General features: G+C 64.8%; 12 protein-coding genes. 7 read left to right on the top strand and 5 right to left on the bottom strand.

From position 1 onward, the window contains the following. Positions 1 to 10 precede the first annotated feature (10 nt). Genes CLU85_RS16685 through CLU85_RS16695 form a run of 3 tightly spaced genes read right to left on the bottom strand, consistent with a single transcriptional unit; the run spans position 11 to position 7,661 of the window. The gene (locus CLU85_RS16685) at positions 11 to 3,193 is read right to left on the bottom strand and encodes an efflux RND transporter permease subunit (RefSeq protein ID WP_100411240.1); all 3,183 of its coding nucleotides are present in this window, start codon (positions 3,191 to 3,193) and stop codon (positions 11 to 13) included. Next, the gene (locus CLU85_RS16690) at positions 3,190 to 6,294 is read right to left on the bottom strand and encodes an efflux RND transporter permease subunit (RefSeq protein ID WP_100411241.1); all 3,105 of its coding nucleotides are present in this window, start codon (positions 6,292 to 6,294) and stop codon (positions 3,190 to 3,192) included. The genes CLU85_RS16685 and CLU85_RS16690 overlap by 4 nt, the downstream gene beginning before the upstream one ends. A 17-nt stretch (positions 6,295 to 6,311) precedes the next feature. Then, positions 6,312 to 7,661, bottom strand: a complete 1,350-nt coding sequence (locus CLU85_RS16695) for an efflux RND transporter periplasmic adaptor subunit (RefSeq protein WP_100411242.1) — start codon at positions 7,659 to 7,661, stop codon at positions 6,312 to 6,314. Between the two features lie 336 nt (positions 7,662 to 7,997). On the opposite strand from CLU85_RS16695, the gene CLU85_RS16700 reads away from it, so the two are divergent. Genes CLU85_RS16700 through CLU85_RS16730 form a run of 7 tightly spaced genes read left to right on the top strand, consistent with a single transcriptional unit; the run spans position 7,998 to position 12,720 of the window. Then, positions 7,998 to 8,408 (top strand): DUF2306 domain-containing protein, encoded by a 411-nt coding sequence (locus tag CLU85_RS16700; RefSeq protein WP_100411243.1) that lies wholly within the window; start codon positions 7,998 to 8,000, stop codon positions 8,406 to 8,408. A gap of 49 nt (positions 8,409 to 8,457) precedes the next feature. Further along, positions 8,458 to 9,036 (top strand): DUF6622 family protein, encoded by a 579-nt coding sequence (locus tag CLU85_RS16705; RefSeq protein WP_100411244.1) that lies wholly within the window; start codon positions 8,458 to 8,460, stop codon positions 9,034 to 9,036. A gap of 52 nt (positions 9,037 to 9,088) precedes the next feature. After that, complete coding sequence (locus CLU85_RS16710) at positions 9,089 to 9,382, top strand: 2TM domain-containing protein (protein WP_100412604.1); 294 nt, start codon at positions 9,089 to 9,091, stop codon at positions 9,380 to 9,382. A 15-nt stretch (positions 9,383 to 9,397) separates the two neighbouring features. Continuing rightward, the gene (locus CLU85_RS16715) at positions 9,398 to 10,441 is read left to right on the top strand and encodes a dienelactone hydrolase (protein ID WP_100411245.1); all 1,044 of its coding nucleotides are present in this window, start codon (positions 9,398 to 9,400) and stop codon (positions 10,439 to 10,441) included. A gap of 54 nt (positions 10,442 to 10,495) precedes the next feature. After that, on the top strand, positions 10,496 to 10,786 hold the full coding sequence (locus CLU85_RS16720) for a 2TM domain-containing protein (RefSeq protein WP_198509210.1): 291 nt from the start codon (positions 10,496 to 10,498) through the stop codon (positions 10,784 to 10,786). A gap of 36 nt (positions 10,787 to 10,822) precedes the next feature. Then, positions 10,823 to 11,884, top strand: a complete 1,062-nt coding sequence (locus CLU85_RS16725; RefSeq protein WP_100411247.1) for a sensor histidine kinase — start codon at positions 10,823 to 10,825, stop codon at positions 11,882 to 11,884. Then, complete coding sequence (locus tag CLU85_RS16730) at positions 11,881 to 12,720, top strand: LytTR family DNA-binding domain-containing protein (RefSeq protein ID WP_100411248.1); 840 nt, start codon at positions 11,881 to 11,883, stop codon at positions 12,718 to 12,720. Before CLU85_RS16725 ends, CLU85_RS16730 begins: the two co-directional genes overlap by 4 nt. Before the next feature lie 12 nt (positions 12,721 to 12,732). Here the strand turns inward: CLU85_RS16730 and CLU85_RS16735 are convergent, their stop codons facing one another. Both CLU85_RS16735 and CLU85_RS16740 read right to left on the bottom strand, forming a co-directional pair. Beyond that, positions 12,733 to 13,365, bottom strand: coding sequence for a LysE family translocator (locus CLU85_RS16735; RefSeq protein WP_100411249.1), 633 nt, complete (start codon positions 13,363 to 13,365; stop codon positions 12,733 to 12,735). A 113-nt stretch (positions 13,366 to 13,478) separates the two neighbouring features. Then, positions 13,479 to 14,108, bottom strand: a complete 630-nt coding sequence (locus CLU85_RS16740; protein WP_100411250.1) for an ATP-binding cassette domain-containing protein — start codon at positions 14,106 to 14,108, stop codon at positions 13,479 to 13,481. Positions 14,109 to 14,134 lie beyond the last annotated feature (26 nt).

A 14,134-nucleotide genomic window follows, 5' to 3' on the forward strand; every position in this document is an offset into this window, starting at 1 on the left:
GGTGCGCAGATCAGGCAGCGGTGCCGGGAGGCCCGGCACGGCTCAGGTGTTGTTCATTGGGGGCGGGGGTACGCAGTTTGTCGAGCAGCACATACACCACCGGCGTCGTGAGCAGGGTCAGCAGCTGGCTGGCCACCAGGCCGCCAATGATGGCCACGCCCAACGGCTGGCGCAGCTCAGACCCCTGGCCAAAGCCGATGGCCAGCGGCAATGCCCCGAGCGCAGCGGCCATGGTGGTCATGAGAATGGGGCGAAATCGCATCAGGCAAGCCTCGCGCACGGCCTCCAGTGCCGTGAGCCCGCGCGCACGCTCTGCCTCCAGGGCAAAGTCGATGATCATGATGGCGTTCTTCTTCACGATACCAATGAGCAGAAACACACCAATCAGCGCAATGATCGTGAACTGCATGTTGAACAGCAGCAGCGCCAGCACGGCGCCCACGCCGGCCGAGGGCAGCGTAGTGAGCACCGTGATCGGGTGGATCAGGCTCTCATACAGGATGCCCAGCACGATGTAGATGACCACGATGGCCGTGATGATCAAGAACGTCTGCTGCCCCTGCGACTGCTGGGCACTCAACGCGGTGCCCTGGAAACTGCCGCGCACATTGGTGGGCATGGCGATGTCGGCTTCGGCCTGCGCGATGACATCACGCGCCTGGCCCAACGACATGCCAGGGTCGATATTGAAGGAGATGGTGGTGGCCAGTTCACCGTCCTGGTGGCTGATCGACGTGGGTGACGCCTGCTCCACCACCCTTGCCATTGCGCTCAGGGGCACCATGGTCGAGGGCGCTGTGCTGATCACCTGACCGGTGGACGCCCCGCGCTGACCCGGGTTCGCCACCGTTCCCGTGGCACCGGTGGGGTTGGCCGCCACATAGATGTCCTTGAGCGCCGGGGGCCCGCGCGTGTACTCGGGCGCCCACTCCATGATGACGGCGTACTGGTTGAGTTCGCCATAGATCGTGGCCACCGAACGTTGCCCGAACGCGTTGTACAAGGCGTTGTCGATCGCCGATGAACTCACCCCCAGCCGCGACGCACTGGGGCGGTCGACCTCTACGTAGGTTTCCACCCCGTTCTCGGCCTGGTCCGTATCGACGTCCTGCAGCAGGGGCTCCTCTTTGAGTCGATCTGCCAGCTTGGTGGCCCACTGCTTGAGGTCCGCCAGGTTGTCGCTCTTGAGCGTGTACTGGTAGGTCGAGTTGCTGGACCGCCCACCCATGCGCAGGTCCTGCACCGGGTTCAGGAACACACGCAGGCCGGTGATCTGGTTGAGCTGGGGCCGCAGCCTTGCAATCACCGCAGGTGTGGTGTCGGTGCGCTGCTTCAGCGGCTTGAGATTCACGAACATGAATCCGCCGCCTGCGCGGCTGCCGCCGGAGAACCCGACCACAGTGTCCACCGCAGGGTCCTTGCGGATGATGTCCACCGCCTGGCGCAGCTTGCGTGCCAGCGCATCGGAAGAAATGCTCTGGTCGGCACGCAGTCCGGCATTGAGTTGCCCGTTGTCTTGCTCGGGAAAGTAGCCTTTGGGAATCTTGGCGAACAGGTACACGTTCAGCCCGATCACCGCCAGCAGGATCAGCACCACCAGCGCCTTGCTGGCCAAGGCCCAGTCCAGGCTGCTTTCATAGCCACGCAGCACCCACTGATAACCGCGTTCAGACCACCGCGCCAGGCGCGACGGCGGCTTGCCATTGGCGGGGTCATGCGCCTGCAGCAGCCAGGCACACATCATGGGCGTGGTGGTGAGCGAAATCACCAGTGAAATCATCACGGCCGCCGACAGCGTGATCGCAAATTCACGAAACAAGCGCCCCACCTGCCCGTCCATGAACAACAGGGGAATGAACACCGCCACCAGCGAGAGGCTGATGGACAACACGGTAAAACCCACCTCCCGCGCGCCTTGGAGCGCGGCCTGCATGCGGTCCATGCCCGCCTCGATGTGCCGCATGGTGTTCTCCAGCACCACGATGGCGTCGTCCACCACAAACCCCGTGGCCACGGTCAGCGCCATCAGGCTCAGGTTGTTGAGGCTGAACCCCAGAAAGTACATCACCCCAAAGGTGCCCAGCAAAGAGACCACCGTGGCCACCGCAGGTATCACCGTGGCGCGCGCCTTGCGCAAAAAGAGGCCCACCACCAGCACCACCAGGGCAATCGAGACCATCAGCGTCAGCTCGATCTCATGCAGCGACGAGCGGATGGAATTGGTGCTGTCTGAGGCCACAGCCACCTGGATGTCTTGCGGCAGTTGTGCCTGCAGGTCGGGCAGCAAGGCACGCACCGCATCCACGGTTTCAATGATGTTGGCACCCGGCTGGCGCGTCACCAGCACGATGATGGCGGGGTCGCCATTGAAAAGGCCTACCGTGCGGCGGTTTTCAACCCCATCCTCCAGGCGTGCCACGTCGCCCAGGCGCACCGGAGCGTTGTTGCGCCAGGCCACCACCAGAGATTCATACTCCGCGGCCTTGCGTGCCGGCGACGGCGTATAGATCTGAAGGCGCCGCCCGTCCCCTTCGATGGCACCCTTGGGACGGTTGGCGTTCGATGCCTGGATGGCAGCGCGCACATCTTCCGTGCTGATGCCATAACGGCTCAGCGCAAACGGCAACAGCTCCACGCGCACCGCGGGCAGAGAACCGCCACCGATTTCCACCTCGCCCACGCCATCGACCTGCGACAGGCGCTGGCTCACCACATTGGAGACGGCGTCGTAGATTTCGCCCGGTGTGCGCGTCTTGGAGGTCAGCGCCAGGATGATGACGGGGGATGCCGCCGAATTGCGCTTGCGGTAGGTGGGGTTGCTGCGCAGCGTGGCTGGCAGATCGGCCCGGGCCGCATTGATGGCAGCCTGCACCTCGCGGGCCGCCGCATCGATGTTGCGGGTGAGATCAAATTGCAGGCTCACCCGGGCCGATCCATTAGAGCTGGTCGAGGTCATTTCGTTGACCCCGGCGATCACGCCCAAACGTCGCTCCAGCGGTGTCGCCACGCTGGTGGCCATGGTCTCCGGGCTGGCGCCTGGCAAACTGGCAGACACCGAAATGGCCGGGTAATCCACCTGCGGCAACGGCGACACCGGCAAAACGAAAAACGCGGCAATGCCAGCCAAAGCCACACCGATGGTCAACAGCACGGTGGCAACCGGGCGCTCCACAAAAGGGCGCGACAGATTCATGGCGCCGCTCCTGGCTGCACCGGGGCAGCAGCCGTGCCCCGCCCTGTCCAGCGGCGACCCAGGCGGTCAAACGCCAGGTAAATCACCGGCGTGGTGAACAGCGTGAGCATCTGGCTCAAGATCAGCCCGCCAAAGATGGCCAGGCCCAGCGGTCGGCGCAGCTCGGCACCATCGCCCCATCCGAGCATCAACGGCAGCGCTGCAAACAAGGCGGCGAGCGTGGTCATGAGAATGGGCCGGAAACGCAGCAACGCGGCCTGGTGGATCGCCTGCTGCGGCGGCATGCCGTGATTGCGCTCCGCGTCGATGGCGAAGTCGATCATCATGATGGCGTTTTTCTTGACAATGCCAATCAGCAAAATGATGCCGATGATGCCGATCACCCCCAGGTCGTTGCCCGACACCATCAGCGCCAACAAGGCGCCCACGCCGGCAGATGGCAGGGTGGAAAGGATGGTCACTGGGTGGATGTAGCTCTCATACAGCACGCCCAGCACGATGTACACGCAAACCATGGCGGCCAGGATGAGCCACAGCTGGCTGGAGAGCGATTTTTCATACGCCCCGGCGGCCCCCAGGAACTCCATCGACAGGCCCTGCGGCATACCGATCTCTTGGGCTGCGGCGCGAATGGCATCCACGGCACTGCCCAGGGACACGCCCTCGGCCTTGTCAAACCCGAGCGTCGCAGCCGGGTACTGGGCCACACGCGTCACCTGCAACGGTGCCAGCTGTTCACGAATGGTGGCTACCGCAGCCAGCGGCGTGGGTGAACCTGACCCCGTGCGTAACTGCAACGTGCCCAGGGCCTCGGGCGTATTGAGCTGGTCTTGCTGCGCCTCCAGAATCACCCGGTACTGGTTGGTCTCGGTGAAGATGGTGGACACGATGCGCTGGCCAAAGGCGCTGTAAAGCGTGTCGTCCACCGAACTGGCCGTGATTGACAGGCGCGACGCCGTGTTGCGGTCAATGTCCACATAGGCCGAGAGGCCCTGTGCCCCGGCATCGGTGGTCGCATTGCGCACCCTGGGCTCGCTCTGGAGGCGGTTCACCAGTTTCTGGGTCCAGCCGTTGACCTGCTCGGCATCCACGCCGCCGATGGACACCCGATATTCGGTGGGCCCCGTCTCCGCATCGATGGTCAAGTCCTGCGTGGGCTGCAGGTAGAGCGTGACGCCCGCCACCGACTGCACGCGCTCCCGCAGTCGCTGGATGATGGTCTCCTGCGCATCACGTTCCGACTTGAGGTTGATCAGCATGCGTCCGGCATTGAGCATGGTGTTGTTGGCGGCATCCACCCCGACGAAAGAACTGAGCGACTCGACATCCGGGTCTTGCAGGATGGCGCGCACGGCCGCTTGTTGCAGTTCGCTCATGCGGGCATAGGAGACCTCTTGCGAGGCCTCGATGCGCGCCTGCAGTTGCCCCGTGTCCTGGGTCGGAAACAACCCCTTCGGAATCACCACGTAAAGCAATACGGTCAATGCCAGCGTCAGCACGGCCACCAACAGTGTCACCCCCTGGTGGCGCAGCACCCATTGCAACCAGCGGTCATATCCGGCGATCACGCGCTCGAAACCCCGGTTGATGCTACCTGCCACCCCTTGTGGACCGCCTGCAGGTTCATGGCGCAGCCAGCGTGCGGCCATCATGGGCACGAGCGTCAGTGACACCAGGCCAGAGATCAGGATGGTGATGGCCAGCGTGACAGCGAACTCGCGGAACAACCGCCCCACCACATCGCTCATGAACAGCAACGGAATCAGCACCGCAATCAGCGACACCGTGAGCGAAATGATGGTGAAGCCAATTTGTGTGGCGCCTTTGAGTGCCGCCTGGAACGGCGGCTCGCCCTTCTCCAGGTAGCGCGCGATGTTCTCGATCATCACGATGGCGTCGTCCACCACGAAGCCCGTGGCAATGGTCAGCGCCATCAAGCTCAGGTTGTTGAGGCTGTAGCCCAGTAAATACATCACCCCGCAGGTACCGATGAGCGAAATGGGAACGGCCAGGCTGGCGATGACAGTGGCACGCAGGCTGTGCAGAAAGAAAAAGATCACCAGCACCACCATGAGCACGGCCAGTGCCAGCTCCATCTCGACATGCTCCACCGACGCCCGGATGCCCTTGGTGCGATCCGACAACACCTGCACCTTGAGCGAGGCCGGCAGCCCCGCCTGCAGCTCCGGCAGCAACTTCTTGATGTTGTCCACCGTCGCAATCACGTTGGCGCCTGGTTGGCGCTGCACATTGAGGATGATGGCGGGCGTTTCGTTGGCCCAGGCGCCCAGGCGGTTGTTCTCGGCGCTGTTCACAACCCGCGCCACCTCCAGCATGCGCACCGGCGCACCGTTGCGCCACGACACGATGAGGTTCTTGTAGTCGTCTGCGGTCAGCAGCTGGTCGTTGGCATTGATGGTGTAAGAGCGCTGGGGCCCGTCAAAACTGCCCTTGGCACTGTTGGCATTGGCCGACGTGATGGCCGTGCGCAAGGTATCCAGGCCAATGCCATATGACGCCAGCGCCTTGGTGTCGGCCTGGATGCGCACCGCAGGCCGTTGCCCGCCCGCCAGCGACACCAGCCCCACGCCTGACACTTGGCTGATCTTCTGCGCCAGGCGTGTGTTCACCAGGTTCTGCACCTCCGTAAGAGGCAATGTGTCGGAGCTGACGGCCAGCGTCAGCACCGGTGCATCGGCCGGGTTGACCTTGGCGTACACCGGCGGTGCGGGCAGGTCGGCCGGCAACAGCGAGTTGCCCGCGTTGATGGCTGCCTGCACCTCTTGCTCGGCCACATCCAGTGCCAGACCCAGACCAAACTGCAGCGTGATGATGGACACCCCCGACGCACTGGTCGATGCCATGCGTTCCAGCCCCGGCATCTGGCCAAACTGGCGCTCGAGCGGCGCACTCACCGTGCGGCTCATGACCTCGGGGCTGGCGCCCGGGTACAGGGTCTGCACCTGGATGGTGGGGTAATCGACCTCGGGCAGCGCCGACAGCGGCAGGAAGCGAAAACCCACCAGCCCGGCGAGCACGATCGCCACCATCAGCAGCGCGGTGGCCACGGGCCTTTCAATGAACGGACGCGAAGGACTCATGGTGTCGTCACCCGCGCTCAGGGGTTCTGGGCCGGACGCTGGCGGCGCTGGCCTCCCTCGCCGGATGCACCCCCACCGCGCGGCCCGGAGGCGCCACTGCGGGGCCCGCTCGCGCCCGCACGGGGGCCGCGTGCACCTTGTGCCCCCTGAGCGCCCGGCACCTGCACCGCCATGCCATCCTGCAGGCGGTCCCCGCCTTCAGTCACCACCCGCTCGCCTTCCTTGAGCCCCTCGGTGATCGCCATGAGCCCCACCGTTGCCTGCCCGCGCTTGACCTTGCGCAGCGACACCTTGCGGTCCTCGCTGATGACATACACATAGTCGCCATTGGCGCCCGTGCGCACGGCCGTGACAGGCACCACCACCGCAGGCACATTGCGCAGCAAGAGCTGCACGTTCACGAACTGGTTGGGGAACAGCGCGCCCGCCGCATTTTCAAAACGCGCCTTGGCCTTGACGGTACCGGTGGTCGTATCCACCAGGTTGTCCAGCGTGGAAAAGCGGCCCTTGTCGAGTTCGGCTTTGCGGGTGCGGTCCAGGGCCGTGACGGCCAGGGCCGCGGAATCTGCCTGCGCGGCCAGGATGTCGCCCACGCGGTCCTGCGGCACGGCAAACTGCACATCGATGGGCGCGACCTGGGTGATGGTGGCAATACCCGCGGCATCCCCCGAGGTCACATAGTTGCCCGCATCCACGGTGCGCAAGCCAATGCGCCCCGTGGCAGGTGCGGTGAGGCGGGTGTAGCCCAGATTCAGCCGGGCCGTACCCTCCTGGGCCTTGTCGGTCATCGCCGTGCCTTCCAGCTGCTTGACCAGCGCTGCCTGGGTGTCCACATCCTGGCGTGCAATGGAGTCTTGCGACAGCAGTGTGCGGTAGCGCTCCAGCGTGAGGCGCGCGTTTTCCAGCTGCGCCTCGTCTCGCTGGCGCGTACCTTGGGCCTGCATCAGCGCCTGCTCGAACGGCCGAGGGTCGATCTGTGCCAGCAGCTGCCCCTTCTTCACCATCTGGCCCTCAGTGAACAGCACCTGGGCCAGCATGCCCGACACCTGGGGCCGCAGGGTGACCGTGGTGGCCGGGATCACCGTCCCCAGCGCGTCGATGATCACAGGCAGCTCGGCCTTGCGCACGGTCGCCTCACCCACTGTGACCATGGGCCGCCCGCCCCCGGGGCCCCGCCCTGACCCCTGGCTCGGGTCGCTGGTGGAGCGCTGGATGAGGTACCAGGCAGCCCCTCCCACCAGCCCGACCAGCACCAGCGCCACCAGGCTCCCCACCCAGCGCGACCGTTGGGCGGACTTGTGGGACGGGGTGGGGGAGGCAGGGGGATTGGCCGATGGCGGGGTCGCTTTGACTTCTTGCGGGTTCATGACGGTCCTGATTCGTGTTCTTGGGCTGCGGGCCGGGCCTTCGCATGACGGCGACAGGCAAAGAAGCCGCGCCATGCCGGATCGTAGAGGGTCCACTCCGGCTCTGCCTTGAACGCTTTGCGAAGAAAAGTAAACCTGAGGGTTAAGGACCGCTCCAGCACCCGCCGTACAGGCGCCGTGAGGGCTGTGACCGCCTCCACCCTGAGAAATGCCAAGCAGATCGCGCAGTGACCGCGCATTTCACGGTGTCGCACCCGCATTTCGTCGCATCGCGCTGGCGATGCCCACGGGGCGTCGGCACAGTCCACTCCATCAAACGCGCCAGGAGCACCCACCATGCAACTCACCCCCGTCATCGCCATCCACCTCGCAGCAGCGCTGGCCGCCGTCACCATAGGGCCCATCGCCCTGTGGGCGCGCCAGGGCCGCGCGCAGCGGCCCCGCCTGCACCGTGCGGCCGGGTATGCCTGGGTGACCTTGATGGTGGCCACCGCCGTGTCCGCCATCTTCATCAGCGGGAGCAGCGGGCCGCGTTGGGGCAGCTTCGGGCTGATCCACCTGCTGGTCCCGATAACACTGGGCATGTTGACACTGTCCTTTGTCTACCTTGCACGCCGCAACATCGTCGGCCATCGCCAGACCATGCAGCGGATCTATATCGGCGCTTGTGTGGTGGCAGGTGCTTTCACCTTGCTGCCCGGCCGCTATTTGGGCCATTCGCTCTGGTCCGCCCTGGGCGTGAACTGACCCCACCCCTTTTCCAGACATTCCTGTCCCTCCACCCGGAACCATCGCCATGCTGCTCAATCTGCTCATCCAACAGCCCCAGATCCTGGGCACCATCATTCAAAACACGCCCTCGTGGGTCTGGGGCCTTCTGGTTGGCCTGCTCGGGCTGGGCGCCAGCCAGCTCCGTGGCCGCAATGTCGGCTTGGCGCGGGCCATGCTCATGCCCCTGGCCATGACCGGCCTTTCGGCATATGGCATCGCTTCTGCGTTTGGCAGTGCGGGCCAGGCGGGTGTCTTGGTCAGTGCCTGGCTGGCGGCGGCCGTCGCCCTCGCGGGCCTGGCTCTGTGGCTCCAGCCGACGGTGCCACAAGGCACTTTGTACGCGGCCACCTCACGCAGCTTCTATATCCCGGGCAGCGCCATGCCCCTGGCACTCATCCTGGGTATTTTTCTGACCAAATACTTTGTGGGCGTGGAACTGGCCATGCAACCCGTCCTGGCGCGTGACACCGGCTTTGCGTTGCAAATCGCTGTGCTCTACGGCATTTTCAACGGCTTGTTTGCAGCCCGGTCGCTGCGTCTTTGGCTTCTGGTGCGGCGCAGCGCTGCCTTTCGCACATCACCCGCCTCCACCGCTTGTGCCTGAAACACGCGGCTACTACCTCGTCCTTTTGTCTTGCTTGTCCAAGGAATTCACCATGCGCCACCAACACCTGATCAACGATCCCATCGAACACCTGGCCCGCAAGCGCGCCGGGGCCAAGCTGGGCTGGTACATGCATGCGGGGGTGTACCTTCTGGTCAACCTGCTGCTGGTCACGCTATCGGCCACCAGCGGGCGCCACTGGGCAGTCTTCCCCGCTGTGGGCTGGGGTATCGGTCTGGCCGTGCACGGGTTGGTGGTGTTTTTCCTGGCCGGCGGCACCGACCTGCACGAGCGCATGGTGCAGGCCGAACGCGACCGCATTGCCCAGCAGCACACCGGTTCTTGACACCAAGGAGCCTCCATGAAAAAACTGTGCATCGCCGCCCTTTTTGCATTGGGTCTTCACTCGGCAAGCCAGGCAGGAACAGGCCTGAAAGAGTTGCCAGGCATTCGCGGCGACGGCCCGGTCACCGTGTTCTACCCCAGCAGTGCCACCGACCACCCCGTCCAGCGCGGCCCATTCAGCATGGCGCTGGCACCCCAAGGCATTCCCGTGCAGGGCAACGGCCGTCTGGTGGTCATCTCGCATGGCTCGGGAGGCAATCCCTGGGTGCATTCCGACCTGGCCCGCGCACTGGTGTCGGCCGGTTTTGTCGTGGCGTTTCCTGAACATGCCGGCGACAACGCCCGCAACCCGTCCACGCCCGGACCGGAAAGTTGGAAGCAGCGCCCGGCAGAAGTCTCCAGAGCCATTGACGCGGTGGCGCAAGACGCCAGCCTTGCCCCCTTGCTGCAGCTGGACAAGGTCGGCATGTACGGCATGTCGGCAGGCGGCCACACAGCGCTCAGTCTGGCCGGAGGACGCTGGTCACCGGCTCTTTTCAAGCAGCATTGCGAAGCGCACATTGCCGAGGATTTTTCCACCTGCGTGGGGCTCATCACCCAGCTCAAAGGCAATTTTCTGGATGGCATCAAGAAAGCCGTGGCGCTGGGGGTGATACGCCAGCGGTTCGACGATGCCTCCTGGCAGGTGCATGAGGATCCACGCATCCGCGCCATCGTGGCGGGCGTGCCTGCGGCAGCCGACTTCGACTTCCCGTCGCTGAGCAGCCCCCGGGTGCCACTGGGCCTGGTGACGGCGGGCCAGGACCGCTGGCTCGTGCCACGCTTTCACAGCGGCAAAGTGTTGCAGGTCTGCCAGACCTGTACGGTGGTGGCCGATCTGCCCACAGCAGGCCATGGTGCGCTGTTGTCACCGCCGCCACCCGCCCAGGTGCTGGACAGCCTGGCCACCGAACTCCTGGGCGACCCGCCGGGCTTTGATCGCAGCCTGATGCCGCAGGTGGATGCACGTATCGTTGCCTTCCTGGCGCAGCACCTGGAGCCCCTGCGGCCCACACACTGACAGTACGCCGCGTGACCCAAGCCACCGCCTGGTCCGCCTAAAATGACCGCCTCCATGCCCATAACACCCGACGACATCGAACGACTGGCCCGCAAGCGCGCTGGAGCCAAACTGGGCTGGTACACACATGCCGCCGTTTTCACCCTGGTCAACCTGGTGCTCTTCGGCCTGTCGCGCTACGGTTTTGGCAACCGGCCCTGGTCGGTGTTTCCATTGCTGGGCTGGGGACTGGGGCTGGCGCTGCATGGCATCTCGGTGTTTGTGCTGGGCACCGGCAGCGGACTGCGTGAGCGCATGGTGCAAAAAGAGCGCGAACGCCTCCAGCGCCAGCGCGACAGGCACTGACGCGCTGCGCCTTCGCCCCCCAACCCGGCAGCCCCTATGACCATCGACTGGATCGACAAGCTGCGCCGCCTGCTGCAGACCATTGCTTTCTGCCTGGCGGTCTCGGCCATCCAATACGCGTTCCAGCCCGAAAAACCCTACGACATCCCCGCCCGCTACTCACTGGCCATCGGTCTCCTGACCTGGGCACTCATCGACTTCGGCCGGCACCTTTTCACGTCGAGCGAGGACACCGGCTGGCCGGCGGGCATCGCAGGTGTCGCCCTGCCGGTCGTGGGCATCGTCCTGGGCTATGTGGCCGGCACGGCGCTGGCCGACTGGTGGTGCGGTGTTTCGTCCTGGGCAGAACAGGGCCGCGCGCAGTTGCGCATCTCCATCGGCATCACGCTGCTGGCGGGCATTGCGGCCATCTATTACTTCTACATCAACGGCAAAAGCGCCTGGCTGCAGGCCCGCATGAACGAGGTGCGCGGCCAGGCCACCGAGGCGCAACTCAAGCTGCTGGAGACCCAACTGGAACCCCACATGCTGTTCAACACGCTGGCCAACCTGCGCATGTTGATCGGCACCGACCCCGTGCGCGCCCAGGACATGCTGGACCGCATCATTGCCTACCTGCGCGCCACCCTCAGCGCATCGCGCAGCACAGAGCACCCTCTGGCCCGCGAGTTCGAGCGCCTGCGCGACTACCTGGAACTCATGGCCGTGCGCATGGGGCCCCGTTTGGCCTACACACTCGACCTGCCCGACACATTGCGCGAAGTGCCCGTCCCCCCGCTGCTGCTGCAACCCCTGGTAGAAAACGCCATCCGCCATGGCCTGGAGCCCCAGGTGCAGGGTGGCCACATCACCGTGCGCGCACGCACGCGCACCGGGCCCGACGGCCCGCTGCTGATGATCGAGGTCAATGACACCGGCGCAGGCCTGCCCACCACCTTGCCCACGCCGGGCCCCGGCCAAAGTTTCGGACTGGTCCAGGTGCGTGAGCGTCTGGCGACCTTGCACGGCGATGCAGGCACTCTTGATTTGATAGCTGCCAGCGCAGGCGGCACTAGCGCTTGCGTCACTTTTCCCTTGAAAATGGCACCCACCCCATGAACCCACCCGCCCCCCGCGCCCTGATTGCCGAAGACGAACCCCTGCTGGCCGCAGCCCTGCGGCAGGAGTTGGCCCAAGCCTGGCCGGGGCTGGAAATCGTGGCCACCGTGGGCGACGGACGATCGGCCGTACAACAGGTGCTGGCACTGCAGCCCGACGTGCTGTTTTTTGACATCCGCATGCCCGGCCTGAGCGGGCTCGATGCGGCCGTGGAGCTGGCCGACGCCTGGCCCACCGAGGGCCCGGCCAGCCGCCCCTTCCCGGCCCTGGTGTTTGTCACGGCCTACGACCAGTACGCCGTGCAGGCATTCGAGGCGCAGGCCATCGACTACCTGCTCAAGCCCGTGCAAACGATTCGCCTTCAAAAAACTGTGCAAAAAGTACAGGTTGCACTGATGAATAAAGCGCAAGCAGCTATCAATTTTGAAGTAACCATTCGTCAATTGCGCCACCTGATGACGGCCCCAGGTGTCGTCGCACCGGGTGGGACACCCGCCACTGCCGGCATCACCCCCCTCACGCTCATCCAGGCCAGCAACGGCAGCCAGATTCACATGGTGCCGGTGGCCGACGTGCTGTATTTCGAGGCCGCCGACAAATACGTGCGGGTGCTGACTGCCGCACGCGAGTACCTGATCCGCACCCCGCTCAAGGATCTGATCGGGCAACTCGATACCCAGGTGTTCTGGCAGATTCATCGCAGCACGCTGGTGCGCGCCAGCGTCATCACCACCGTGACCCGCGATGAAGCGGGCAAACTGCACCTGGAGCTTGCAGGCCGCACGGAAAAACTGCCCGTCAGCCGTCTCTACGCCCATCTGTTCAAGGCGATGTAACGCACAGGGACGTCAGCGGTTGGTCGCCAGCAACAGGCAGCCCGCCCCCATGAAGAAACCGCCAGTGGCCTTGTTCAGGCGCACCACACCGCGCGAGGTACGGATGAAACGGCGAATCTGCCGACCACCCGCTGCATACACTGCAGTGGCCACAAACTCGGCCGCCAGATACACGGCACCCAGGATCACAAACTGGCGTGCAGCGGGCTGGCTCGGATCGATGAACTGGGGAAATATGGCGGCAAACAAGATGATGGCCTTGGGGTTGGTGATACCGAGCAGAAACTCCTGCGCGATGAGCGATCGAAGACGCACAGGCACCGTGCCCGCCTTCACCTCACCCCCGTCCACCACGTCCAGCCCGCTGAACTCGCGGCTGCGCCACGCACGCCAGCCCAGCCAGAACAGATAGCAGGCACCCACCCACTTCACCGCCGTGAAAGCTGCCTCGGACGCCAGCAGCATGGCGCCCAGCCCCACCGCAGACACGGTCAAAAAAATTGCGAACGCAGCCACCCGCCCCAGCGTACCCACCAGCGCAGCCCCCACACCTGCCCGGATGCCGTTATTGAGCCCACAAAAGTTGTTGGGCCCTGGCGTGAGCGCGATGGCAACCGCCACCGGGGCAAAAAGAAACGCGTCCATAAAACAATCCTTCAGGGAACCGGCAACACCACGAGGCGCTGCCACCAGCAGCCTTGCAGTCTAAAACAAGGCGGTATCAGGACGCTCGCACCGTCGGGTGCCAAGGACTGATGTCAGGCCTTCAATTCCATCACCGTGCCCCAGGGCACGCCCAGCAGCGCCTCGTAGTGCGCCACCACCACCACACGCCCTGGCTGGTCAGCCACTTGCGCCAGGGCATGCCCGAGATAGGTGGCCGATGGTTTGTCGAGCCCACCCACAGGCTCATCGATCAGTGTGAGCGGCGCCCCCGAAGCCAGGGCCCCGGCCATCAGCACCTTGCGTTTGCTGCCGGTGGACAACGCGTAAAACGGCTTGTCCAGATGCTCCTGCAGCGTAAAGCCCTCGGTGTGTGCCGCCAGCGCGGCGGCATCCCACAGGGGGTAACGTGCTGGCAGACTGCCGAGCCAGCCACGGGCTGTGAGCTGATCGACATTGCCGGAGCGTGGGTCGGCCCAGAACACCTTTTGCGCATAGTCCGTGGGCGCCTCGCTTTGGCGAACACCCTGCAGGCTGATGTGCCCGGCCTGCGCGGTGAGCTCCCCCGCCAGCAGGCGCAACAACGTGGTCTTGCCACTGCACTCGTCGCCGCGCACCAGTACCAGGCCCGCAGGCCATGCCAGCGACAGCCCGTCCAGCACCGCGCACTCGGGGTAGGAAAACCGCAGCCCATCCACTTGCAACACCAGGTTCTCAACCGCCATGTTTCTCAGCCAAAAAGAAGAAAGGG

The organism is Acidovorax sp. 69 (genome assembly GCF_002797445.1).
Classification (GTDB): domain Bacteria; phylum Pseudomonadota; class Gammaproteobacteria; order Burkholderiales; family Burkholderiaceae_C; genus Acidovorax.